Source organism: Psychrobacter sp. R86515 (genome assembly GCF_042466315.1).
Lineage (GTDB): Bacteria > Pseudomonadota > Gammaproteobacteria > Pseudomonadales > Moraxellaceae > Psychrobacter.
Map to the genome: position 1 here is coordinate 2,608,819 of NZ_JAXHCC010000001.1, position 25,642 is coordinate 2,634,460.

The window sequence follows — 25,642 nt, forward strand, 5'->3', positions numbered from 1 at the left end:
GGCGTCCATACTATAGTAACAATTATTTATAACAGCAGTGCTTTTGATTACGCAATTTTGTAGCTAACTGTATTGGTATTTGGTTTCTTACTCTAGGTGTGCTTCTAATAATAGGTGTTTTTAAGGATAGGCTTCTCTTATAAAGTTGAATTATTTCTCCTAGAATTTCTAAGTAAAGTAATTTTTAACTGACTATTTAGCAAGCCAACCTGAATAACATTCAGCCTAACCTGAGTAAACATTAGGTTAAAGTAGTTTATAAAGCAGGACAATTTGTAGATAATGAGCACAGTTTTGCTTATATACTGTTTTTTGTAACTTTTGACCCCTTTTACGTCATAATAGTTACCTCTCATTTCTGCATTTTTAACTTGATTACTTTGGAATCGACTATGTCTGTATCACGTGCATCTTCACGTACCTATCTTCGTTTAAGTATTTTGAGCGCGCTTGGCTTACTAGCAGTAAATACTGCAATGGCAGCCACTTCTGAAAACACTTCCATTGACGATAGTAACTTACCACAAGTTGAGCTTGACGAAATCGTAGTAACAGCGACTCGCACACCTACTAAAGTCAGTAATGTGATTGCTCAGACACGGGTAATCGATAAAGAAGAATTGCAACGTTATAAAGGTCAAACCGTAACAGATGTATTAAAGAATCAACCGGGCATCAACATTACTCAAAGTGGTAGTATGGGAAGTGTTAGTAACTTTTATATGCGCGGTTACGACAGCAAGCAAGTTCTTGTAATCATTGATGGTATCCGCTACAGCTCTATTTCTACAGGCGCGCCAGCACTAAATCTATTATCTGCCGATCAAATCGACCGTATCGAAATTTTATATGGCGCATCAGGTTCTAGTATTTATGGTTCTGACGCGATGGGCGGTGTCATTCAAATATTTACTAAAGGCAATAACGTAGAACAATCTAACGTTTCAACGACCGTGGGTTATGGTAGCAACAACCATTACCAAGTAGGCCTGACAGGCCAGCTTAAAAATGAGACTTCCTCACTGAGTTTGGGTGTCAGCCGCAACGAAACAGACGGTTTTAACGCAATTGCTAACCCTAGTTCTTATGATTACAATGCTGATGATGATGGTTTTAAATCTACCAATGCCAGTCTAGCGTTACAACATAAGATTTCAGACTCTTTAAGTGCTGGACTCAGCGCATTATATTCTGACTCTACAACGAATATCGACTCTGCAGGCAACGTTTTTCCAAATGCTTATTCAGATCAAAAAAATGGCAGCGCCAATGTTTTTATTCAGCATCAAACACCATTAGCTGTCACTAAATTTAGCTACGGCCAAAGTATCGATAAATCCACTACTCATGATGCTAACTCTATTGATTATCAAGATGGCAGTCAATTTGATACCATTCAACAGCAGGCACGTTCAGAAACAAGTATTAATGCACAACCTGGTACCGTTATCATTGGCGCAGAATGGTTATCACAGAAATTAGAAGCATCTGATGTTTTGGATTTTTCAGGTTATCCTGCCCCTGCCGCTCAAACTGCTTACGATCCTGAAGATAGAACTGTCAAAAGTGGTTTTGTAGGCTATCAATTATCAGAAGATAGTTATGACCTACAAGCCAATTATCGCGTCGATGACAATTCACAATATGGCAATGAGAACACATACAACATAGGTGCCGCTATACGTCCATTAGATGGCTTGCGTATCGGTGCAAGCTATGCGACAGGGTTTCGCGCGCCAACCTTCAACGATTTATACTACCCTGGTTACAGCGACCCTGACTTAAAGCCTGAGACTAGTAAAAATACGGAAGTGTTTGTAGAGTACAATAAAGGCAATCAAATCTCCCGTCTAACTGGCTATCATACTGACGTTGATGATTTCATTAGCAATGCCACTAATACGAGTAAGGCTCAAATCAAAGGATTAAGTTTGACTTCAGACTGGCGCGTTAGCTCGTTTGTATTTGGCTTAGGATATGACTATTTAGACGCGAAGAACAAAACCAAAAATGATGTCAACTTTGATCAACAACTGCCCTACCGTCCTAAAAATAGTGGTTTAGTTTATATCGGATATCAGCAGCCTACGTTCGATATGCGTCTCGAGGCAAAATATAGTGATGATAGACTTACAACCGAAAATAATGAACTTGATAGCTATACGCTGCTTAGCTTAAGTGGAAGCACCTATATCACATCCAATCTGCGCGCTAACTTACGCGTTGATAATATTACTGATGAAGATTATACCCTTGCCAGCCAATTCGGTAATGAGTACGCTACCGAAGGCACTAGCTATTTTGGCTCTTTAACCTATGATTGGTACTAAACCAGTCATAAATTAATATAGTATCTATTGCAAACAATATAAAAGGTCATCTACAGGTGGCCTTTTTTTATACCTATGAAAAATATACAGGTACTTATGCCATGACTGCCTATCATTTATCTCAGTCAATAGGTGACAATTAACCACTCATCTATTACAATAACGACCTCCGAGAGGTGTTGCGCCATAACAGTGATTTACTGCATTAACATTCTATAGTTATGCAATCACAGGTTATGTTAGGCTCGGTTAACTGTCGAAAGACCATATTTTTGGTCGCTCACAGCGCAAACAACGGCACCTGCGTTTTTATTCTTTTTATCATTCGTTAACCACTGATAGGAGCATATTATGGACGCAGTGTCTACTACACCATCTGCCCATACGATCGATCCCTCTTTCACTGACTACAAAGTCGCTGACATCAGCCTTGCTGATTACGGCCGCCGTGAGATTACCCTTGCTGAAGCCGAAATGCCTGCCCTAATGGGCTTGCGTCGTCGCTACGAAGCAGACCAGCCGCTTAAAGGCGCGAAAATCGCTGGCTGTATCCACATGACTATTCAGACTGCCGTACTTATCGAGACACTAGTCGCGCTAGGTGCTGAAGTACGCTGGACATCATGTAACATCTTCTCAACTCAAGACCATGCTGCTGCTGCAATTGCTGCTGCTGGTATCTCTGTTTATGCTTGGAAAGGCGAAACAGAAGAAGAGTATGAATGGTGCCTACGTCAGCAAGTCCATGTTGGCGGCGAAGCATCAGGCCAACTTTGGGATGCTAACTTGATCTTGGATGATGGCGGTGATTTGACTGCTTTGATTCACAGCGATTATGCAGAGCTTCTTGATAATATCCATGGTATCTCAGAAGAGACCACTACTGGTGTTCATCGCTTGGTTGAGATGCTTGGTAAAGGTACGCTTAAAGTACCAGCCATCAACGTCAACGATGCGGTTACCAAGTCTAAAAATGATAACAAATACGGCTGCCGTCATAGCTTAAACGATGCTATCAAACGCGCTACCGATATGTTCCTTGCTGGTCGCCGCGCTTTGGTTATCGGTTACGGCGATGTAGGTAAAGGTTCTACGCAAAGCTTACGTCAAGAAGGCATGATCGTACGTGTTTCAGAAGTTGACCCTATCTGTGCTATGCAGGCATGTATGGACGGTTTTGAAGTCTTATCACCATACATCGACGGTGACAATACTGGCGGCGCAGCCAGCATCAACAAGCGCTTGCTTGAAGACACTGACATGATCGTCACGACTACTGGTAACTACCATGTTTGTGATAGACATATGCTAGCAGCCCTTAAGCCTGGAGCTGTGGTATGTAACATCGGTCACTTCGATACCGAAATCGACACACAATTCATGCGTGACAACTGGCGCTGGGTTGAGATCAAGCCACAAGTTCATCAAATCTTCCGTTCAGACGATGAGAACGATTATTTGATCTTGCTTGCTGAAGGTCGCCTAGTAAACCTAGGTAACGCTACTGGTCACCCATCACGCGTGATGGACGGCTCATTTGCCAACCAAGTATTGGCTCAAATGTATCTGTTCGAAGAAAAATTCGCTGACTTGCCAGCTGACCAACGTACTGACAACCTATACGTAAAAGTATTGCCTAAAAAGTTAGACGAAGAAGTGGCCGCTGCGATGGTTGCAGGCTTTAACGGTACGCTAACCAAGCTGACCCAAAAGCAAGCTGAGTATTTGGGTGTGCCAGTTGAAGGTCCATTCAAGCCTGACGCTTATAAATACTAAAAGGAGCCTGACTGTGAGTAAGCCTGCTTTCTCCTTTGAGTTCTTTCCTGCAAAGACTGAGCAAGGTCACGAGAAGCTTCTCAGCACTTATGATGAGCTTAATAAGTTGTCACCAGCTTATTTTTCGGTAACTTATGGTGCGGGCGGTTCAACCCGTAGCCGCACCTTAGATATCGTACAGGCACTAAGTGCGCGTGGTACCACTGAAATCGCACCGCATATGTCTTGTATTGGTGATGACAAAAGTGAAATCGCTGAATTGCTCGAGTATTATAAGACTTTAGGTATTAGACGCTTAGTAGCGCTACGCGGCGACTTGCCATCAGGTCAGGTGGGCATGGGTGAACTACCATTTGCGGTAGATTTGGTAAAGTACATTCGTGAGCATTCAGGTGATCACTTCCATATCGAAGTGGCCTCCTACCCTGAAATGCACCCACAAGCGCGTAGCTTTGAGTTTGATATCGATAATCTGGTAAATAAATACCAAGCTGGTGCCAATGCGTCGATTACCCAGTTTTTCTACAACGCTGACAGCTATCTGTACTTGCGTGATAAGTTAGAGAAACGCGGTATTGACACGGTAGCTCAGTCTTTGGTCGCTGGTATCATGCCAATTACCAATTCAAGCAATCTCTTGCGTTTTGCTGATAGCTGTGGTGCCGATATTCCGCGCTATGTACGTAAGCAGTTGACGGATTTTGGTGATGATCGTAAGGCTATTCGTGAGTTTGGCTTTGATGTGGTTTATCGCTTGTGTGAACGCTTGATTGCCGAGGGCGTACCTGCTATGCATTTTTATAGCATGAACAAAATTGAGCCAAACAAACGCTTAGTAGAAGCTTTGGGATTGACCGCTTAAACTTGTAAGCATTCTAGAATATCCTTTAATCATTCCTGAATACATTATCAATGACTGGCGCTTCTAGGAGCGCCAGTTTTTTATTGTCAAAATTCTGACCAATAACCCTTAACCGTTTTATTCATACACTTTATCTTATTTGATTTTTAAAAATTTCTTCACTGTGTAATAATGCTGCTCTAAAAATAATTTTCTTTATTAAGAAAAATTCTCATAAAACAAATGTCATTAATTGTCTCAAGTGATATTCTATAGATCTAATAATAACTATACTCAATCAAATAATAGGAATAAGACCACGTGCGACGTTTTTTTTATGCCATTAACAACGACAACGCTGATGCCTCACCACTACCTAAATTGGGTGAATTACCGCTAGGTAGCAATGTCGAATTACCAGATAGCGTTGTCCATCACTGGTGCCGTGTACTACGAGCCAATATTGGTGATCAAGGGATTTTGTTCGATGGATTTGGCGGCGAATATACAGTAGAGCTACAGGCAATCAGTAAAAAAAATGCCACGGCTACTTTGCTTGCTCACATAGACGACGATCGTACGCCGCCTACTATCACTCAGATTGGTTTGGTAATGAGCCGTGGTGAGCGTATGGATTATGCTATTCAAAAAGCAACTGAGCTTGGGGTAACTGCTATTCAGTTGCTCAGCAGCCATCATGGCGAAGTCACATTGAAACCTGCTCAAGTTGAAAAGAAACTGGCGCACTGGCAACAAGTAGCGATCGCCGCTTGTGAACAATGCGGCCTTAATCGTCCACCTCTTATTCTTGCGCCACAATCTATCAATGAATGGCTAAGCAATACCAATTCTGAGGCTATGGCTACTGGCGTTACGAAGGCGCAAATGGCCGTCAGTTCTATCGTTTCTGTGCTTAGTCATGATCCTTACTACCAAGTATTAGCAAACGCTGCAGATCTATGTATGCAAATGAGTGTACCAGCAGCAGGACAGCCTGCCATGCCTAACGCTCTATCTGATATTCTTAAACAACAGACCCCTTATATCAAACTGTTGATCGGGCCTGAGGGAGGTCTGAGTCAAGATGAATGTCAGCAGGCACAGAGTGTTGGATTTGAGCCTTGGCAGATCGGCACAAGAGTCTTGCGTACCGAGACTGCACCAGTGGTAGCGTTAGCTACTTTACATGCCTTAAGCACCTAGCAAAGACTGATAAGTACTAGTATGACTATCGTAGTTTTTATCTTTTATGCTTATAGTCAAAAATAACGTCTGTTCTGTATCGTACATAGTAAAACGCGATGCCAACTCAATGTTAATAAATTGATAATGCAGTTCTTATTTTTATAAGCCCTTATCTTTTGTGAGCCACTATTATGAGCAATTTTGACACTATTCCAGTATCAATCAAGCAGCAGTTGATGAGTACGCTATGTGAACAGCTTGAAGACGCCATATTTGTATTAGATGATAATTTACGTTATTTAGCGGTCAATGCCAGTTATGAGCTTATGATTGGCTACAAAGAAGAGTTCTTGGTTGGTCGGCCACTTGGTATTTATGCTGCTGAGTTTTTATCAGAAGCAGAGCAGCTGATCTTAAAAGATATCAGTAAAAACCTAGACAGTCATGGATTTTACGAACTTGATTTTTCGATGATCAATCGTTATGGCGAGCCTATTGATTGCCATGTCACTTATCGCAAGATTTATATTGAGCAGACGGCTTACCATGTGGGTATGTTGCGTGACATGTCATCCGTTATCAAAGATCAAAAGCAGGTCGCGCATTTACTCAACTATGATCAGCTCACGGGTCTCCCTAATCGCAAGGTATTTTTGAGTCAGACAAGTGACATGCTATTGGATAGTTACCAAGAGATTGTCCTTGTACGCTTAAACATTGACCGCTATCGCAATCTTGCCAGCTTACTAGGGCCTGATGGTGCCAATGATTTAATAAAAAACTTTGTAGAAGAAGTCGAGAAGCTCAAGCTGCATAATTTACGCTCTTTTTCTCACTTTGGTGGTGATGATTTTGCGCTACTGTTTGAAGTTAAAGATGCCAATATGGTACGTCATCAACTAGACACACTTATGCAAATGTGTGAACGCCCCTTCTCTACTGATAAGAGCCATGCGACAGATGCAAATATCTATTACCATATCTCTGTGGGTGTCAGCTGTTTTCCAAAAGACGATAATGAAGTAACCGGTTTATTGACCAAAGCAGAAAAAGCATTGGACTATGTCAAGCAGCATGGTGGCGATGATATACGTTGGTACGATGAGGCTATTGAAAGCGCCACCGCTGGTAGTTTAGAGCTAGAGTCTGAGCTTAGAGCTGCTACCACTGAAGGCCAATTCGTTCCTTATTATCAGCCAAAGTTCTCATTAGAGACTGGAGCTATCACAGGCTTTGAAGCATTGGTACGTTGGCAACACCCTACTCGCGGATTGCTCAAGCCCGTTCATTTTATCAATGCCATTATCGCGCACAAGCTCTCCTTTGATTTGTTTTCGCAACTGGCCATTAAAATCGTCAAACAACTAGCCGTTTGGCAACAGCAAGGGTTTCATCAACACGTCTGTATCAACGCTGATGCCGCGGAATTTAGCCACCCTGACTTCTTTGATATGGTGAGCACACTACTGACAGAGAATGGCGTTGCTGCCCATCAATTGCATATCGAAGTGACCGAATCGTCTTTGATTCAGCGTCATGATAATGTAAAAAAACAGCTTAACTCGCTTAGAGAGCTTGGCGTACGTCTAGCGCTCGATGATTTCGGTACTGGTTATGCATCATTGAGCTACTTGCAAGAATATCCATTTGATTTTATCAAGATTGATAAGAGCTTTATCTCCAATATTGAAACCGATCGTACCCAGCACGCAATTGTAAAAGCCATTTTAGACTTAGCAGTCGCTTTAGACATGCAGGTCGTGGCTGAAGGTATCGAAACTGAGCAGCAGCGTGATGTGTTGTTAGATATGGGTTGCAAAATTGGTCAGGGCTATTGGTTTAGCAAACCCGTGGCTGCTGATGTCGCCACTGCTATGCTGATTAAACAAAACGGTTCTGAGTAAACGCTAAGCTATTCGTTATAAGTTATAACTTATTAATCATAAGTTATTAATCATAAGTTATTAATCATAAACTACCATGTTCAGACTCCTAGCATACGAGCATGTTTAATGTTTATCACGTTTATATCTGTGAAATAACTTACATGCTCGATTCTACCAAATAGTGTTGTAATTTATACCGATGCGTTTGTCTTTATGGCGAACGCTATTTTTTTGGCTGTCGTTTTTTCATGTTAATACTAATCATATAAAGGACTATCTGTCTTAGTAACGTTAGAGTTTTCATATGCTTAATGCTACTGTTTCCTAGTGCCTAACGTCGATTGCATAACCGATGCAAGATAGGTTCATGACTTATCAGTCCTGTCACCAAACTTGTATAATCACCTATGAAAGCCTATCTTTTATAGTGAATTTGTTAGAGCACATTTAATCTCTCATTGACTCTGACAATCACCACTCTTTTTAATACTATTTTATGTAATCGATAGCATAGTTGACCTGCTTTACTGTTTATCCTTTATTTAGATTTTCAGATTGGCTAGGTAAGAATAACGCACTAGAGGATAGTGCGACCATATACTCATTATTGGCTATGATCGGTTACATTCCAAAAAGGACAGGAAGTTATGCAATACAAAGCGCCCTTACGTGATATCCAATTCGTTATGCATGAACTACTCGATAGTGAAAGCCACTACAAAACTTTGCCTGCGTTCCAAGAAGCTGACCGTGAGCTAATGGACAGCCTATTTGAAATGGCTGCAAGCTTTGCTGAAAACGAACTGTCACCATTGAACCAAAGCGGTGATGCTGAAGGCTGTAAGTTTGATAATGGTAAAGTCACCACGCCAAAAGGCTTTAAAGAAGCTTATGACGCGTATTGTGAGCTTGGCTTCCCTGCTTTATCTGCTGAAGAAGATTTCGGTGGTCAAAACATGCCTTTCTCATTGTCTACTGTCATCAATGAAATGGTTGGTACGGCTAACTGGTCATTCTCTATGTACCCTGGCCTCTCACATGGTGCTATTCAAACCATCGAGCATCATGGTACTGACGAGCAAAAACAAACTTATTTAGAAAAAATGGTTACTGGCGAATGGTCAGGCACCATGTGTCTTACTGAAGCGCATGCGGGTTCTGACTTGGGTATTATCCGTACCAAAGCTGAGCCTAAAGAAGATGGTAGCTATAGCATCACTGGTCAAAAGATTTTCATCTCTGCCGGTGAGCATGACCTAACCAGCAACATTATCCACATTGTATTGGCTCGTCTACCAGGCGCGCCTGCTGGCACCAAAGGTATCTCATTGTTTATCGTTCCTAAAATGACGGTAAATGCAGATGGTAGCGTTGGCGAAAGCAACAATGTCGTTTGTGGCTCTATCGAACACAAAATGGGTATCAAAGCTTCTGCAACTTGTGTCATGAACTTCGATGGCGCAACGGGTTATTTGATTGGACCTGAAAACCGCGGCCTACAGTGCATGTTCACTTTCATGAACGTGGCACGTATCGGTACTGCTGTGCAAGGTTTGACTGCAGCAGAGTATGCATTCCAAGGTTCATTGACTTATGCAAAAGACCGCTTAGCGATGCGTTCACTATCAGGTACAAAAGCACCAGAAAAAGCGGCTGACCCTATCATCGTACATCCAGCTGTTCGTAACATGCTATTGACTGAAAAAGCCTTTGCTGAAGGTGGTCGTGCGCTAGTGTATTATCTCTCACACTTTGCAGATACCGTTGCAAAAGGTGAAGGCGAAGAGTTGAAGTTTGCTGATCAAATGTTGTCACTACTGACACCAATTGCTAAAGCGTTCTTGACTGAAACAGGTCTGGAAGCTGCTAACCATGGTATTCAGGTTTATGGTGGTCATGGTTTCGTTAGCGAATGGGGTATGGAGCAGAACGTACGTGATACGCGCATTTCTTGCTTATACGAAGGTACCACAGAGATTCAAGCACTTGACTTGTTAGGCCGTAAAGTCCTAGGTTCACAAGGTAAGCTACTTGCGAACTTTGTAAACGTTATCCAAGAATTCTGTGAAGAAAACAAAGAAAATGACGAGATGGGTCAGTTCATCCGCCCACTTGCCAAACATCTTAAAGAATGGGGCGATTTGACTGCACGCATCGGTATGCAAGCAACTGAAACGCCAGATGCTGTCGGCGGCGCTGCAGTAGACTATATGTATTTCAGTGGTTATGTGACTCTAGCCTACTTATGGGCGCGCATGGCACTGGTTGCTCAGACTGCTATCGCAAACGGTACTGGCGAAAAAGCATTCTATGATGCTAAAGTTAAAACAGCTCAGTTCTACTTTGCTAAGCTATTGCCACGTACGACTACGCACGTACAGCGTATCAGCACTGGTGTAGAGCCATACATGAGCATGGACGTTGATCAGTTTGCCTTTTAATTAAAGCGCTAAATTTCGCAATAGTATAATCTGAGCGGCAACATACTTCGGTGTGTTGCCGCTTTGTTTTGCGGATACTTATGACGACTATCAACATAGTTTTAACAGTAGCAACTGTCTATAAGTACCGACCTGTCTACCTTCTCACATTATAGTTGCCAGTGAGGTGTCTGTAAGCACTTCAATAGCCGCTGCTAACTTTTGGTGTACGCACAATTCACGAAGAAATACACTCGCTCACAAGCTTATTTGTTAAACTTTGATTATTAATCGCTAAGGTTATACCAAGAAAACAGTTGATAATCTTAACAACTTCAATTTTAATTATTTGAACCAAAGGAATGTTTATGGCTGTTTACAATGCCCCTCTTAATGACATGCGCTTTATCTTAAATGACGTATTCAAGGCGCCAGAGTTTTGGCAAAACAACGAAAACTTGGCTCATGTCGACATGGAAACTGTCGATATGATTTTAGAAGAAATGGGAAAACTGTCAAAAAACATTCTACTTCCTATTAACCGTAGCGGTGATGAAGAAGGCGCAACTTTCGAAGGTGATGGCGTCGTCACTACGCCGACAGGATTTAAAGAAGCCTATAAGCAATATGCTGAGTCTGGCTGGGTTGGCTTAAGCGGTAATGCTGAATACGGCGGTCAGGGCTTCCCTAAAATGGTTACCATGCTCACTGAAGAGATGGTTTTTACTGCTAACCAATCATTTGCTCTGTATCCAAACCTAACGGTTGGTGCGACGCTTTGTTTAAATGCAGCTGGCTCTGAAGAGCAAAAGCAAACTTATCTAGAAAAAATGTACAACGGCGAATGGGCGGGCACCATGTGCTTGACAGAGCCGCATGCTGGTACTGATTTGGGTATTATCAAAACCAAAGCCGTACCTAATGATGATGGTAGCTATGATATCTCTGGTACCAAAATCTTTATCACTGGTGGTGAGCATGACCTTACTGACAATATCATTCATTTGGTATTGGCAAAAACACCTAATGCACCAGAAGGCTCAAAAGGCATCTCACTATTTGTCGTACCAAAATTCTTGGTCAATGCAGATGGTAGCTTAGGTGAGCGCAATACGTTAGCAGTAGGCTCTATCGAACACAAAATGGGTATCAAAGCCTCTGCGACTTGTGTCATGAACTTTGATAATGCCAAAGGCTGGATGGTTGGCGCGGAAAACACTGGTCTATCATCTATGTTCATCATGATGAACTATGAGCGTGTCACTATGGGCTTGCAAGGCCTTGGTGGGTCTGAGCTTGCCTATCAAAACGCAGCGTTATATGCCAATGACCGCGGTCAAGGCCGTAGCGATACACAGCTACAAAGCCCAGAAAAACCTGCTGATGCTATTATCCATCATGCTGACGTCCGTCGTATGCTATTGAACGCCAAAGTAAACACTGAAGCGTCACGCTGTTTTGCGATGTACGTTGCCAAAAACCTTGATGAAGAGAAATTTAGTACCGATCCTGAGTCAGCCAAAGCGGCTGCAGCTCGTGTTGCTCTATTAACACCAGTTGCTAAAGCGTTCCTGACTGATAAGGCACTGGAAGCCACTGTTGATTGTCAGCAAGTCTTTGGTGGTCATGGCTATATCCGCGAATGGGGTATGGAGCAGATCGTGCGTGATACCCGTATTGCCCAGATTTATGAAGGTACCAACGGTATTCAAGCGCTTGATTTGTTAGGTCGTAAAGTTGCTCGTAACAACGGCAAATACGTCACTCATTTCTTGGGTGAAATTCGTGACTTTGTTAACAACATGCAAGCAGACCATGCTATCAAACAAGCTACTCTAGATGCTGCGGATACCATCGAAGAGCTAACCACAACTGTGCTTAACAACATCGGCGAACGCAAAAACGAAATCAATGGCTGTGCGGTTGACTACATGCATGCGTTTGGCTACCTCGCCTACTCGTACATGTTTGCGTTGATGGTAGAAGCCGCTAATGGCAAAGAAGGCGAGTTTTATACCAATAAAGCCAAGCTTGCTGACTATTTCGTTGGCCGTGTCCTACCGCGTATCGATGCTCATGCACAAATGGTCAAAGCTGGTAGTGACCCAATGATGAACTTTGATCTTGCTTATTTCGACGTTCCTGCAAGCTAAGCTAGCTTTAAAACTAACTTAAAATACCTTGATTAAAAGGACAGTCGTGTTACTGTCCTTTTTTTTGTCAAAATAACTGCTAACAAAATAATTCAATATCAATTGGCAGTTCCGATTAAAATAACGCAAGACAAGATGTCGCTCGACTACAATTGAACGATTGGCAAACATTACTCAACCACCTATACCGACTTAAATAATAAAAACGATTGAAACAACCATGATAAAGGGTGCGACGTGTCAGAATTAAAACGCATTTTACAACAGATTACCGCCTTGAGCGACGTGCCAGATCCTGCAGTACTCAAACGCTTGATTGATGAGCTCCGAGTCAGTGATAAAGAACCTGCATTGGCCAATGAGAAAATTCAATCCCTTATTGATATCATACATCAGCATCCAGAATATGGTGATGGTCTGTCTAGTTTTGTACTAAAACTGATTATCCAATATCGGCAAATTGCGCTGTATACCGATACTGGTATCATGTCCGATCAAGGATTTTTCAACAGTTTACGCCGGTTGATTGGCCATCGGTTTTTACCATTATTACCACAAGATGACTCTGTCGTTGAACTGGTGGGCTACTTATTTAATAAACGCTCTGATGAACGCTGGCTTGCCAATATTGAAAAGGAAAAATGGGACAAACTGGTTGAGCTGGTTCGTGTAGAAGAGAAACATTTAAATCTAGTCGCTACTGCAAAAAACAGTATTCTAAACGCCATTATTATTTTGTCTTATCGCATCAGTGGTATCGGCTTGCATCCTGATTTGATGGAGTCCTATCCGCAGATACTGAACTATTCCGCGTCTTTTGTTGCACAAAATCAAGAAGCCGTACTATTTGTCAATCAATATCGTCAAGCACATGAACTTGATACCTTGACAGATATCACACCCGAGCAAGCAGTCGATCCTGCACCCCTATTGGTTATGCTCGAACAGTGTGAAGATATCGTCGCTACCGTACGTAAGCGGATTTATAAGACAGGTATCTCTATCCGTTTGACCAATATGATGCTGCGTCTAGATCAAAGCTTGCAGCGTATGCGGATTTTAACTGAACTGGTCACAGACGATAATCAAAAGCGAGATCGTGCTGTTATCGAACTGATACAGGCACTCATCACTACGGCCAATCAGCGCTATAGTATTGGCTATTTGATTGATAACAATACCAAACTGCTCTCTCGCAAAGTCACAGAAAATGCCAGTCGCGTCGGTGAGCATTATATTAGTACCGATAAAGCTGGCTATCAAAAGATGCTCAAAAAAGCCTCTATCGGTGGCTTTATCATCGCATTTATGGCAACCATAAAAATACTGGCGTATCACTTAGCGCTCGCACCTATGGGTCGTGCGTTCATCAACAGTATGATCTATGGTTTGGGCTTCGTATTTATTCATGTTATTCGTGGCACAGTCGCTACCAAGCAGCCAGCCATGACCGCAGCTGCGATTGCCTCTACCATATCTGAAGGCTCTGGCAAAAAATCACATCAATTGACCAAGCTATCAGAATTGGTCGTCGATATCTTGCGTACCCAGTTTATCGCTATCATGGGTAACGTCATGCTAGCTGTACCCGTCGCTTTGATTATCTCTTTTGCTTGGTTGCAATATACTGGCGCGCCAATGATCGATACCGAAAAAGCAGGACACCTGCTACATGATCTCGACCCCTTTCACTCATTAGCACTTCCCCATGCTGCCATTGCTGGGGTTTATCTGTTCTTATCTGGTTTGATTGCCGGCTACTACGATAACTTGGCAGTTTATAACAACGTAGGCGCACGCATACAACGTCACAAATTACTGAAATACATACTACCTAGCTCATGGCTTCAGCGTTTAGGCGGCTTTATAGAAGCCAACTTGGGCGCTATCATGGGTAATTTCTTATTCGGGGTGTTCTTAGGTAGTACCGCGACTATCGGCTATATCTTCGGCTTACCAATTGATATTCGTCACATTGCCTTTGCTTCAGCAAACTTGGCACACGGACTATTTAATATATCTGCTGATGACATCAGCTGGAGCCTCATTCTAATTTCTATACTTGGTGTGGCACTTATTGGTTTGGTCAACTTAATCGTTAGCTTTTCACTGGCACTGTTTGTCGCCCTACGTTCTAAAGAAGTTCGCTTTTTTGAATGGAGTCGCCTCACAAAACTGGTGTTTGGCCATATTATTAGCCATCCGTCTGACTTTTTCTGGCCACGTGATAAGCCAATGAAATATGCGCGTATCGATAGTCAGGGTCACATGATATTTGATGATACCTCCGCCCAAAAAAATGGCAAATCTATACCAAGTAATTATGTGGTAAGGCGTTTGTCTGATGTCAGAATCCTGCCTGAATCTAAACATGCTGATGCTCAACATTTCCAGACCAACACCGACATCAACTATGAAAAGCAGCCGTCAGATGAGCATACGCAGCCGTATAGCTCTCCTGAAAAGGTAATGGATCTGGACGATGGTTTAATCGATGACGAACTAAACAGTGTTCCTTATACCGATGATATTCAATACGATAAGGCCACTAAAACGATAAGTGCGATTGATAACGATGTCGTTAGTGATGAGCCACACCATCCTGACTCTGATGATAAGCAGACTGGTGACGCAAAAACCCCTTTACCAAAACCTAAAAAACCACCAAAGCTACCTAGTTAAATAGGTAGTTGCGGTGGCTTTATGCTCGATCGACTGTTGATAATAAATTAATTTTTCATAAGACCTGTTATGAGGGTATGTTCGGTGCGCTATACAGGCATCGAACTGCTTTGGGAAATTCTTTTATTCCAACCTCCTTTATATCTAGGAGATTTCCACAACTCAGGCATATGAGGGAAATTTACAAACTCTTCATCTATTCTCTCAATACACGTTAATCCATTTATAGCAACATAGTCTTCATCGAATAAATAGCTCCATAAATTAAGTAGAACATTTCATTACATTATTTACGCTAGTATTTGACTAGTTTACAACCAATACAATCAGCTTGAGATGCGTTAAGCGACATTTAATACACGTAAAGTAATGGATTAGATATGACCGCAAGAGTAACCAATAAAGCAATTTTCAGTAGTAGAATTTTTTCAATTAATTATGTTACCTACCCTACTAACCACAGCGTTATGAGACACTGTGACTCCGTGCAAAAAGGCTGTTATTACAAATTAAACTTTGTTTTAATTCAGCCTAAAGTTGGTGGTGTGTTCGAGTGTTCAAACTGCATTATAAACCTGTTCGACAGAGTTTATTTATTTCGTCCCGATAAATATGAGCACAGTGTTTCACGAATTCAATCTGGTAAACGCGTGTTATTGAGTTTTGCTTTGAATATTTAGCCAAAGCTTATTAAAGCTGGGCAAGCTGTCGAGTTATTTTTCTTTGATTGGTTTGCCATAGGCATACCCCCAAGGGAACCAGCTAATTCACCCATCAAACCTATTAACAGACCACTTAAAACAGACTGGTATAATGGAACTACTTATAACAGACTATTTATTTAGCCTTGTATATTAAGACGCTTATAACCCTCTTTATAGACTCGGGCACTGTGCGCTTGAGGTCATTACTTTGCCATCACCCAATCTATAAGCCAATAGATAATTACCCCACACGCAGCCACCATCGAGTGCGCGCGCATGTGGCAAATCAATCTCGCCTTTTAGCGCAGCCCAATGTCCAAATAGTATCTTACGAGTGCGCGGTACTTGCCACTCAAACCAAGGCAAAAAATCGGTTGGCATAGCCTCATCTAAACCTGCTGAAAAGCTAAACTCAAGCGACCCGTCCTGCTTACACAAGCGCATACGCGTAAAGTAATTAGCAATCGCCCGCATCTTAGTAAATCCTTCGATACCTGCATGCCATTCATCCGCTTCTTTGCTATATAGATTCGGCAGCAATTGATCGAGCTGATTCAAATTACTTTGCAGCTGAGCTTCTAATTGCTGTGCGTATCCTGCGGCCGCTTCAATACTCCAATGCGGTGGAATACCCGCATGTACCAGCACCGTATGCTCATCAGGATAGGCTAATATCGGCTGCCTGCGTAACCATTCGAGCAACTCATCACAATCATCCGCAGCAAAGATAGGTGCCGTTTTGTCTTTATTTTTAAGCTTGGCTGCCCCACGCCAGACTGCTATCAAATTAAGATCATGATTGCCCAATACCGTTGCCGCAGCGCCTTGCTCACACAACGCTTTGACATGACGCAGCGTGTTCAATGAATCTTCACCGCGTGCTACCAAATCACCAGCAAACCATAATTTGTCTTGGGCAGGATCAAAATCCAGTGTTTTTAGCAATTGTAGATACGCAGCATAGCAACCTTGTAAGTCACCGATAACATACTGATGGCGAAAACTCATAACACCTCAACGATTTAAACACGATAGTTAAAGACAGCTCGATAAGAAATAAATACCTAAGCACTAATCACAAAAATAAAGCATAAAAAACCGCCATTATAATTGACGGTTAGTAGCATGCTTTTATGTATCAAAAATACATTATACGTCTAGCTGTTGTGAATGATTGCTTAGGTTCACAAAATCTGTGACGCTTAATGTCTCAGGTCGTGCCTGCGGATCGATACCACAAGCCGCAAAATCGTCTTCGCTCAATGTCGGCAGCAACGTTGATTTTTTGAAGATAGCACGTAGTGTCTTGCGACGATGGTTAAAGGTCTCACGTACGACAATAGCAAAGTGCTCTTCATCATTTGCGACTACTGGTTTGTTGATATGCGGTGTCAGACGGAAGACGGCACTGGTCACCTTTGGTGGTGGATTAAACGCACCGCGAGGAACGGTTAGCAAATAATCTGTATCACAGTGATACTGCATGATGACCGATAAGCGGCCATAAGTCTTGCTACCCACATCGGCCGTGATACGTTCAACCACTTCTTTTTGCAACATAAAATGCATGTCTTGAATCACATCGGCATAGCTAAGCAGATGAAATAAGATAGGCGTAGAGATGTTATATGGCAGGTTACCTACCACGCGCAGCTTACCGCGCTCTTCACTATATAGCTCACGGTAGTCCACATGCATCGCGTTGTCTTTGATAATCTCAAAGTTTGGATGGCTATTGGCACCGATACGAATACGCAAGCTATCTGCCAAATCGCGATCCAGCTCCACCACGGTCATCGCATCCACTTCTGCCAATAACGGCTCGGTCAATGCGCCCATACCAGGCCCAATCTCGATTAAATTGTCATCGCGCTCTAGACGAATACTTTCGACGATTTCGCGAATGACGCTAGTATCATGCAGGAAGTTTTGGCCAAAGCGCTTACGCGGCTGATGTTTGGCAGCACGTAAGCTGTTAGAAATAGTTTGAGCATCAAATGAAGTTTTGGACATAAAAGAGTCTTAATGTATAAAAGATAAATGGGCGATAATAATGTAATGGCAGCGATACGCTGACTTTATAATGACAAATTATACCACAGCTCATAATTAGGCTGTGTTTTTGAATAATTATTATCGATAGACGAGCCATGCTTTCGAGCAACTGACTCGGTAACTTTTCACCTCTACATCCATATAATATAACTCTGAATATGCTAAATGGCAGCGTCAAACCAAGTGCTAGCAGACACAAACAAGTCCAAAGATGGAGTCATCATAATAATCGCGGCGTAAAACTAAATCGATAATTAATCGATTTTTAACACTTCTCAGGTTCATTACAGCCCGACTGCATAACGCAATTGGTTATGTCTCACCTTTTGATTCTGAAAAGCGGTATTATGATAATTTAACCCTGTCAGGCATTGCTGTCTGACTCCAGTAAAGTAAGCCAGTCTCTGATATAGTCGAGGCGGTTCAGCCCTACCCGATCGTCAGCCCGCCAGATAAATACCCTTAGGGAATTCACATATGATCCTGAAACTTAACGTCACACTCCATTATAGACTCTCAGAGCCCATGGATCTTTTGCTTCAGATTGAAGCTGCCGATCTTGCGGATCAACGGGTGCGTTCGACCGAGATTTGGACATCAGACGTTGCGCATTTTTCACGGGTTACCGCCGATGATGGCATAGGAGAGCGGATTTGGATTCACGCTGAAGGGGATTTTAGCTGCACTTATCTCGCAGAAATCGCCGTTGACCGTCCTGCCTTAGACATATCGGCACTGTCCCAAACGCCCCTGCATCTTTTGCCCGGAGAGACGATCAGGCATTTAATGCCGTCTCACTATTGCCCGTCAGAACAGTTCCATGCCTTCGTGGACGCCGAGTTTGGCAATCTCGCTGGCGGCGCACGGATTGCCGCGATGCGCGACTGGATCGAGTCGGCATTTAGCTATGTACCCGGATCGAGCCATGCACAAACCACCGCGCTCAACAGCTTTGCTCAACGTCAGGGCGTATGCCGCGACTTTGCACATGTTCTCGTAACACTAGCGCGCGCGTCGTCGATACCAGCTAGGTTTGTGAGCGTTTATGCGCCCGATGTGACACCACAAGACTTTCATGCCGTGGCCGAGGTCTATCTTGAAGGGAGCTGGCACCTCATTGATCCGACTGGCATGGCAGGTGCCGACACGATGGCCCGCATCGGTGTTGGGTCCGATGCGTCCAGCGTCGCGTTCTTAACTTCGTTCGGATCCATGGAGCTGATCAACCAATCGGTATCCGTCACTGGACAAGCCTAGGGTCCTGATCCTAGGTATGCAGGCCTGCGTTTAAGACAGATGCTGTTCCTCATGCACGATAAAAATTTTACTGAATAGTCTTAGGCGGCTGCCTTTTTAGATAGGCATTACTGATAATAAAATTATTAAGTACTATGTGAAAAATATCTATAAGCACTGACTTATACAGCAGGTACATCGATAAGTGATTTATCAGCCATCTCATTAGCCATACTTAGTGCTTGATATAAGCTAGTCGCACTCGCACCGCCGCTTCCTGCCAAATCTAGCGCCGTACCATGATCGACAGAGGTACGAATATAAGGCAAGCCCAAGGTTAGATTGACCGTATCGCCAAAACCGTGCGATTTTAATACTGGTAAACCTTGGTCGTGATACATGGCAATGACCGCATCACAGTTTGTTAAATGTCTGGTGGTAAATAACGTATCCGCTGGCATTGCCTCTGAAATATTGACGCCCATATTGATAAACTCGTTGAGTACTGGATTAATAATTTCAATTTCTTCCATACCCAAATGCCCGCCCTCGCCTGCATGTGGATTGAGACCGCAAGCCAAGATACGAGGCTGCGTGAGACCAAACTTCTCTCTCATGTCATCGATGACAATTTGTACCGTTTGGCGTACATTGTCGGCAGTAATCGCAGCTGGGATGTCCTTTAATGGCAAATGCGTAGTGACAAGCGCGACTTTCATCGCTTGATTGGCAAGCATCATGACGACTTTCTCACAGCCACTTTGCTGCATAAAAAACTCAGTATGACCACTAAACATGGTGCCATCTAATAGCTTGATACCAGCATCTATCAACGCTGATTTTTGCAATGGCCCAGTGACGATGGCAGCGACTGTGTTATTTGTTGCCAGTTTATGAGCAATATCTAACTGCTGAGCCACCATCGCCGAGTTAGCGATATTGATTTGCCCGCAGACAACTGGTGCGGCACAAGGAATATTCAGTAGGATAAAAGCACTATCAGCGTCTATATCTTGCTGCGATATCTGCTCTACCAAGTTAACATCGAAATTATCGGTATTTATATCTTTATTGATAGTATGCCAGCTAGGTGTGCTTTTGAGCACGCCAGCTGCAATCAATTCCTCCGCACGAGTTTGCATGGCTTTAGCATCAGCAGTCACCCAAATTGGTCGAGCAAAGTCTTGTAACTTACCCTCTGCTGCTAGTCCTAGTACTACGTCCATGCCAATACCTGCAGGCTCACCTGTAGTGATTAATAGCGGGCGCTTTTCTTCTGTCATAACAATAGCCTTATATTATTCAAATTATTGATTTTATTGTATTTATAATTATTATTCTAAGCTTTTATACTTAGACATTGTATGGTATCTCTTACTTCATAAAAAACAATCACTTCAGATTTAGTGCTTTATCAAGTCTAAAAAACCACATTATGTGTTAAACTTTCGCATCTGATTGTAGCATTTACAGACAAACCTGAGACCGCGTTTTGGTACTTCTATCGTAGAGGCGCTCTATGTTTGTATTGCTCTATCATCGACATCCTTTTTTATACCCATTTTGACTCATTAGGCACTCATGGCAGAAAACGACAAAACCGACGACTTACTCAATCAGACACCGCCGCACAATATTGATATTGAAAAGGCATTGCTCGCGTCTTTGATGAGTATCGAAGAGGCGTACGACAAGATTGCCGATATTGTCACCAAAGATGACTTTTATGCTGGGCGACATCAATATATTTTTGATGCCATTGCCCATTTGGCGGCAGTGAATGAGCCTTATGATACCGTCATGGTACACGACTGGTTAGAAGCGCAAAAATTACTCAAAGGTGCAGGTGGTGACAGTTATTTGGCTGATATCTTGAGCCAAAGTCCTGCGACTTTGTTTAACCTGACTGCCTATGCCCAGCGTGTGCGTGAACTATCAACCCTACGCCAGCTGATTACTACTGGTAATGACATGCTGACGCTTGCCTATAACCCAAAAGACCAAAGCGTTAGCGACATTCTAGACAATGTCGAGGGTAAGATATTTAGTATCAATGAGCAGCATAACAAGCGCGCGGAACAGCGCGGCCCTGTCGGTATTACCTCTGTCTTGACCAATGTTATCGATAAGATTCAAGAACTCAAATCAAACCCCGATGGCATGATTGGTTTGCAGACACCATTTGCCGAGCTGAATAACAAAACTCAAGGCCTACAAGCAGGTGACTTGATTATTGTCGCTGCGCGTCCTTCGATGGGTAAAACCACTTTTGCGATGAACTTGGCAGAAGGGATTTTGTTTAATGAAGATTTGCCTGTCGTGGTGTTTTCGATGGAGATGCCTGCGGAATCTATCGTCATGCGTCTGCTATCCTCATGGGGCGCGATTAACCAGACACACCTGCGCTCTGGGCAAATGAACGAAGATGAATGGGCAAAAATGATGAACGCCATTCAACATTTGCAATCAAAGCATTTATATATTGATGATAGTACTGCCCTACCGCCGTCTGAGATGCGTTCCCGCTGCCGCCGTATCGCCAAAAACCATGATGGGCGCTTGGGTGCAATCGTGGTCGATTATCTTCAGCTGATGAAAGTGCCCAGCCTAGATGGTAACCGTGTTGGCGAGATTTCTGAGATTTCTCGTAGTTTAAAGGCGCTCGCACGTGAGCTTGAATGTCCCGTGATTGCCTTATCACAGCTTAACCGTAGTCTGGAAAACCGTCCAAATAAACGTCCTATCATGTCGGATCTACGTGAATCTGGTGCGATTGAGCAGGATGCCGATTTGATTATGTTCATCTATCGTGATGAGGTTTATAATGAAAACTCAGACCACAAAGGCGTGGCGGAAATCATTATTGGTAAACAGCGTAACGGTCCTATCGGTACTATTCGTCTAGGCTTTGAAGGTCAATTTACCCGCTTTATCAATCTAACGCCAGAGTACTATCAAGGCGTGAGTTTTGAGAATGATGAGTAACTAACCTTATAAAACTTGATTCTGAGAAGAACTAAGCCTCATATAAACTCAGTTTCAATTATAGGTTAATGAATAATTTTATATAATCAGTTTTTAATACAATAGCCAGTACCGCATCAACTCAATCGATGCAGTACTGGCTTTATAACTTCATAATTCTACTCATATAGAAGGCGATTATGCGCACTATTACTATAAAACCAAAAGCCCTTACCCATAACCTAAATCAAGTCAAACAACGAGCACCGCAGTCTAAAGTGTTGGCTATGGTCAAATCCAATGCTTACGGACATGGCGTGGCGGCGGTCTTGCCAGCCCTGCAGCAAGCAGAAGGTATTGGGGTCGCAACGTTGACTGAAGCGCTAGAAGCCAGACAGCTAGGTTGGGAGAAAACCATCGGTCTGGTAGAAGGTGCGTTTACCGCTGATGAATGGCAACAAGCGATTGATCATGATATTAGCTGCGTGATTCACCACGGACCACAGCTAGAGTGGGCACTACAAAATATCCCGCCAGCTGGTAGTGCAACTAGAGTCGCTTGGCTCAAATACAATACTGGCATGAACCGTTTGGGTTTCAATGCTGAGGGTGTGCTATCAGCAGCAAAACGCCTACATGAAGCAGGTTATCAACTGATACTGGCCACGCATTTTGCCAACGCTGATGACCACGATCACCCATTAAATGCCATGCAGATTGAGCGTTTCTCGAGCGTGCTAGCGACTTTGAAAGACACTATTAGCCCAGATATCCAAGGCTCATTATGCAACTCTGCTGGCATCGTCAACTTCCCAGAACACCATTATGATTGGGTACGTCCAGGCATTATCTTATACGGTAGCTCGCCTGTGGTTGATAAAAGCGCACAAGAATTAGGCTTGCAGCCTGCGATGGAATTTAGTGCTCAAATCATCGCTCTACAAACCGTTAGCGCAAATGATGCGATCGGCTATGGTAGCCGTTGGCGTGCGCAGCAAGACACCAGAACCGCTTTGGTCAGCGTTGGATATGGCGATGGCTACCCACGTGTGGTCACGGATGATGCGTATGTCACTGTCATGGATGCTAATGACAGCCAAAGCTACCGCTGCCCAGTGATTGGGCGCGTGGCTATGGATATGATTGTTATTGATATCAGTAGCGCACCTGAGAGTCTTGCTATAGATAGCAAGGTCATGCTCTGGGGCGATGCGCCGCGTGTCGACGAAGTAGCAGGTCATGCTGGTACGATTAGCTATGAGCTGTTATGTCGCCTTAGCATACGTCCAAACCGTACACAGGCATAATCATTAGCGGCACAGTCATTAGCGTACAAGGTATGGTGGCTTGCTAAGGTGATTTCGATCTATTTGGCAAGCCATTTGATCTTGATAAAAATGAACGTTTACATTGAAAGTAAATACGCTATACTAAAAGTTTGTTGTCAACCCAGTATACGCACTGACGCGATGCTATTGAAGACTGATGACGTTTCACTGACTGCGATCGACTGCTAGGATTACTATGAGTTTGCGCCATTTTTTAACCTTATCTGATTTAACCAAACAAGAACTAGAAAACTTAATCAAACGCGCAAGCGAATTGCGTAAGATGCAGCACGCAGGCGAGATATACCAGCCTTTTGTTGGTCGTACGCTTGGCATGATATTTGAAAAATCTTCAACGCGTACCCGTATCTCATTTGAGACGGGTATGGGTCAATTTGGTGGTAACGCCATATTTTTATCACCAAACGATACACAGCTCGGTCGCGGCGAGCCATTAGAAGACTCAGCACGCGTGATTTCTAGCATGGTTGATATCATCATGATTCGTACCTTTGGGCACGAAAAAGTTGAAACCTTTGCTGAATATTCCAGTGTACCGATTATCAATGCGTTGACCGATGATTATCATCCTTGCCAGTTGCTTGCTGATATGCAAACCTATTACGAGCATCGCGGTAGTATCGAAAATAAGATTGTGACTTGGGTCGGTGATGGCAACAATATGTGCTCATCATTTATGCAAGCTGCCAATCAGTTTGGTTTTGAACTACGTGTGGCAGCGCCTTATGGGTTTGAGCCTGATCCGAAACTTATGGAGCGCTTTTCACACTGCGTCAGTCTGGTAGAAAACGTACAAGACGCGGCAAAAGATTCTAACTTAATTGTCACTGATGTGTGGGCAAGTATGGGTCAAGAATCAGAGCAAAACACACGTGCACGTCGTTTTGCCCCTTATCAAGTGACGCCGTCTCTATTAGACAAGGCTGACCCTGAAGTGGTGTTTATGCATTGCTTGCCAGCCCATCGCGGCGAGGAAATCTCTCATGACATGCTTAATGACCCGCGCTCTGTCGTATGGGACGAAGCTGAAAACCGCTTACATGCACAGAAAGCATTGATGGAGTTTTTACTTAAAGACAAAATCAAGTTACCTGCATAACTTAGGTTATTCTATAAAAAGCTAGTGAATTCAATAGTAAGATAACTTGATAACAAACTCCTAAATAAGTTCCCAAATAAAAAAGCCGCCCAGATCTGGACGGCTTTTTTTATACAAATGATTTGATCATAAATTAACGCGTGAGCGTTGTCACACCATTAGCACCTGCTTTTAGCAGAACGTCTGCTTGGTTTGCTGCAAAGATACCATTACAGACCACACCGACGATATTATTCAGCTCTTTTTCTAGCGCGATTGGATTACTCACATCCAAATCATAGGTGTCTAAGATAACGTTACCATAATCAGTGACAAAGTCTTCACGATATACTGGCTCACCGCCCAATTTGGCCAATTGGCGAGCCACATAAGAGCGTGCTTGTGGTAATACTTCAATCGGTACTGGAAACGCGCGACCTAGTATATCAACGCTTTTACTATCATCGACCATACAGACAAACTTGTTTGAAGCTGCGGCCACAATTTTTTCGCGAGTCAATGCACCACCGCCACCCTTGATAAGTTGCAAGTGCTCATTGACTTCATCCGCACCATCGATATACACATCTAATGTGCCAGCAAAGTTTAAATCGACTATTTCGATACCAAGCGCACGAAGTTTATCTTCTGTCACCTGTGAGCTAGCGACGGCACCAGCAAGCTTCAGTTGTGGCAACAACTCAATCAAACAGTTGACCGTACTACCTGTCCCTACCCCAAGTATCATATCGTCTTCGATATAGCTTAGAGCAGCTTTGGCCGCGGCTTGCTTTTGTGCTTGCTGATCACTCATCATAAATCCTTGGAAAATAAACGTATGGTCTTAAAAAAAGTAAAAGGCTAAAACAGATAAAATGCGCGGCTATTATAACCGATGATATTAACGGATGTTAGCGCATCATAACGCTAATTTGTGAGTCCTATCGTGCCTACCTAAGACTTAACGTATGCAAATACCTGCA

16 protein-coding genes are annotated in these 25,642 nt (G+C 43.1%); 12 read left to right on the plus strand and 4 right to left on the minus strand.

The window, feature by feature from the left end:
• Positions 1-392: 392 nt before the first annotated feature.
• The 8 genes from SJY28_RS10790 to SJY28_RS10825 all read left to right on the plus strand — a co-directional run bounded on the left by SJY28_RS10790 (position 393) and on the right by SJY28_RS10825 (position 15,273).
• Positions 393-2,330, plus strand: a complete 1,938-nt coding sequence (locus tag SJY28_RS10790; RefSeq protein WP_379544448.1) for a TonB-dependent receptor — start codon at positions 393-395, stop codon at positions 2,328-2,330.
• Between the two features lie 351 nt (positions 2,331-2,681).
• Positions 2,682-4,106 carry an adenosylhomocysteinase gene (gene ahcY / locus SJY28_RS10795; RefSeq protein ID WP_191113667.1) on the plus strand — a complete coding sequence of 475 codons (1,425 nt, stop codon included), beginning with the start codon at positions 2,682-2,684 and terminating at the stop codon, positions 4,104-4,106.
• Between the two features lie 13 nt (positions 4,107-4,119).
• Entirely contained in the window at positions 4,120-4,968 is an 849-nt protein-coding gene (locus SJY28_RS10800; RefSeq protein WP_379544449.1) for a methylenetetrahydrofolate reductase, read from the plus strand.
• 300 nt (positions 4,969-5,268) lie between these two features.
• Entirely contained in the window at positions 5,269-6,150 is an 882-nt protein-coding gene (locus tag SJY28_RS10805; RefSeq protein ID WP_379544450.1) for a 16S rRNA (uracil(1498)-N(3))-methyltransferase, read from the plus strand.
• Between the two features lie 173 nt (positions 6,151-6,323).
• Complete coding sequence (locus tag SJY28_RS10810; RefSeq protein WP_379544451.1) at positions 6,324-8,036, plus strand: putative bifunctional diguanylate cyclase/phosphodiesterase; 1,713 nt, start codon at positions 6,324-6,326, stop codon at positions 8,034-8,036.
• A 629-nt stretch (positions 8,037-8,665) separates the two neighbouring features.
• The gene (locus tag SJY28_RS10815; protein WP_114700078.1) at positions 8,666-10,459 is read left to right on the plus strand and encodes an acyl-CoA dehydrogenase C-terminal domain-containing protein; all 1,794 of its coding nucleotides are present in this window, start codon (positions 8,666-8,668) and stop codon (positions 10,457-10,459) included.
• A gap of 347 nt (positions 10,460-10,806) precedes the next feature.
• Positions 10,807-12,591 (plus strand): acyl-CoA dehydrogenase C-terminal domain-containing protein, encoded by a 1,785-nt coding sequence (locus SJY28_RS10820; RefSeq protein WP_057760379.1) that lies wholly within the window; start codon positions 10,807-10,809, stop codon positions 12,589-12,591.
• A 237-nt stretch (positions 12,592-12,828) separates the two neighbouring features.
• Complete coding sequence (locus tag SJY28_RS10825) at positions 12,829-15,273, plus strand: site-specific recombinase (RefSeq protein ID WP_379544452.1); 2,445 nt, start codon at positions 12,829-12,831, stop codon at positions 15,271-15,273.
• 875 nt (positions 15,274-16,148) lie between these two features.
• On the opposite strand, the gene SJY28_RS10830 is transcribed toward SJY28_RS10825, so the two are convergent.
• Together SJY28_RS10830 and rsmA are read right to left on the minus strand one after the other, a co-directional pair.
• On the minus strand, positions 16,149-16,985 hold the full coding sequence (locus SJY28_RS10830; protein ID WP_379544453.1) for a symmetrical bis(5'-nucleosyl)-tetraphosphatase: 837 nt from the start codon (positions 16,983-16,985) through the stop codon (positions 16,149-16,151).
• A gap of 141 nt (positions 16,986-17,126) precedes the next feature.
• The gene (gene rsmA, locus SJY28_RS10835; protein ID WP_057760387.1) at positions 17,127-17,990 is read right to left on the minus strand and encodes a 16S rRNA (adenine(1518)-N(6)/adenine(1519)-N(6))-dimethyltransferase RsmA; all 864 of its coding nucleotides are present in this window, start codon (positions 17,988-17,990) and stop codon (positions 17,127-17,129) included.
• Between the two features lie 519 nt (positions 17,991-18,509).
• On the opposite strand from rsmA, the gene SJY28_RS10840 reads away from it, so the two are divergent.
• A complete protein-coding gene (locus SJY28_RS10840) occupies positions 18,510-19,289 on the plus strand; it encodes a transglutaminase family protein (protein ID WP_379544454.1) in 780 nt (259 codons plus the stop codon).
• Between the two features lie 161 nt (positions 19,290-19,450).
• Here the strand turns inward: SJY28_RS10840 and pdxA are convergent, their stop codons facing one another.
• Positions 19,451-20,551 (minus strand): 4-hydroxythreonine-4-phosphate dehydrogenase PdxA, encoded by a 1,101-nt coding sequence (gene pdxA / locus SJY28_RS10845; protein ID WP_379544455.1) that lies wholly within the window; start codon positions 20,549-20,551, stop codon positions 19,451-19,453.
• Positions 20,552-20,849: 298 nt separating this feature from the next.
• On the opposite strand from pdxA, the gene dnaB reads away from it, so the two are divergent.
• From dnaB to argF, 3 genes are all read left to right on the plus strand, one after another.
• Positions 20,850-22,253, plus strand: a complete 1,404-nt coding sequence (dnaB, locus tag SJY28_RS10850) for a replicative DNA helicase (protein ID WP_057760393.1) — start codon at positions 20,850-20,852, stop codon at positions 22,251-22,253.
• A 179-nt stretch (positions 22,254-22,432) separates the two neighbouring features.
• A complete protein-coding gene (alr, locus tag SJY28_RS10855) occupies positions 22,433-23,539 on the plus strand; it encodes an alanine racemase (protein ID WP_379544456.1) in 1,107 nt (368 codons plus the stop codon).
• A gap of 217 nt (positions 23,540-23,756) precedes the next feature.
• Positions 23,757-24,680, plus strand: coding sequence for an ornithine carbamoyltransferase (gene argF / locus SJY28_RS10860; RefSeq protein ID WP_057760398.1), 924 nt, complete (start codon positions 23,757-23,759; stop codon positions 24,678-24,680).
• A gap of 133 nt (positions 24,681-24,813) precedes the next feature.
• On the opposite strand, the gene rpiA is transcribed toward argF, so the two are convergent.
• A complete protein-coding gene (gene rpiA, locus SJY28_RS10865; RefSeq protein WP_057760400.1) occupies positions 24,814-25,473 on the minus strand; it encodes a ribose-5-phosphate isomerase RpiA in 660 nt (219 codons plus the stop codon).
• Between the last annotated feature and the right edge of the window lie 169 nt (positions 25,474-25,642).